General features: G+C 40.2%; 1 protein-coding gene and 1 pseudogene. One reads left to right on the forward strand and one right to left on the reverse strand.

Annotated elements, in window-relative coordinates:
* Positions 1–376, reverse strand: a 376-nt coding sequence (locus SORDD24_RS01695) for a Glu/Leu/Phe/Val dehydrogenase dimerization domain-containing protein (protein WP_330997352.1), incomplete at its 3' end; no start/stop codon positions are given.
* A 204-nt stretch (positions 377–580) separates the two neighbouring features.
* Here SORDD24_RS01695 and SORDD24_RS01700 point away from each other — a divergent pair.
* A pseudogene (locus SORDD24_RS01700) lies at positions 581–1,022 on the forward strand (dihydroorotate oxidase); the annotation flags it as partial.

The following is a 1,022-nucleotide window of genomic DNA, read 5'->3' on the forward strand; positions in this document are numbered from 1 at the left end:
CGATTGGAAGTCCAGTCAAAACGTTTTTAAAGATTTGTTCGAAGCCGAGGAATTTCAAAATCCCTTGGTTTACAGTTGGGTGGAAACGAAGTCCACCTTTATATGGTCCAACAGCTGAGTTGAATTGAACACGGTAACCACGGTTGACTTGGACTTTGCCTTCACGGTCAACCCAAGGAACACGGAAAGAAATTACGCGCTCAGGCTCAGTGATACGTGCCAAGATGTTTTCTTCGATATACTCAGGATGTTTTTCAAATACAGGTTCCAAAGTGCTGAAGAATTCTTCAACCGCCTGGAGAAATTCAGCCTCATGCCCGTTACGAGCTTTCACAGTTGCAAACACGCTTTGGATATATTCTTTAGCAGATGTCATATCGTTCTCCTTTTGTTGTTATATTTTATTACATGAGCCATTATAGCAGAATTTTTTTTCAGTGTAAAGAAAAAAACGGAAATTTTCTAAAAATTCTCTCAATTTACAAAACCGAACGTTTTATATTGAAATTAGTTTCTCAAAGAGAAAATCTGAAAGTATGGTATAATATTAGAAATAAAAGGAATCTGGAGGATTAGAATCATGGTATCAACGAAAACACAAATAGCTGGCTTTGAGTTTGACAATTGCTTGATGAATGCGGCGGGTGTTGCTTGTATGATGATAGAAGAGCTTGAAGGGGTTAAAAACTCAGCAGCAGGTACTTTTGTCACGAAGACAGCGACCTTGGACTTTCGTCAGGGCAATCCTGAGCCACGTTACCAGGATGTTCCACTTGGTTCTATCAACTCCATGGGCTTGCCAAACAATGGCTTAGACTACTATCTGGACTATCTTTTGGACTTGCAGGAAAAAGAGCCAAACCGAACGTTTTTCCTTTCCCTAGTGGGCATGTCTCCAGAGGAAACACATACCATCTTGAAAAAAGTCCAAGAGAGTGAGTTTAAAGGATTGACAGAGCTCAATCTCTCTTGTCCAAATGTTCCAGGAAAGCCTCAGATTGCTTATGATTTCGAGACAACAG

Source organism: Streptococcus oralis (assembly GCF_001579175.1).
Taxonomy (GTDB): domain Bacteria; phylum Bacillota; class Bacilli; order Lactobacillales; family Streptococcaceae; genus Streptococcus; species Streptococcus oralis_O.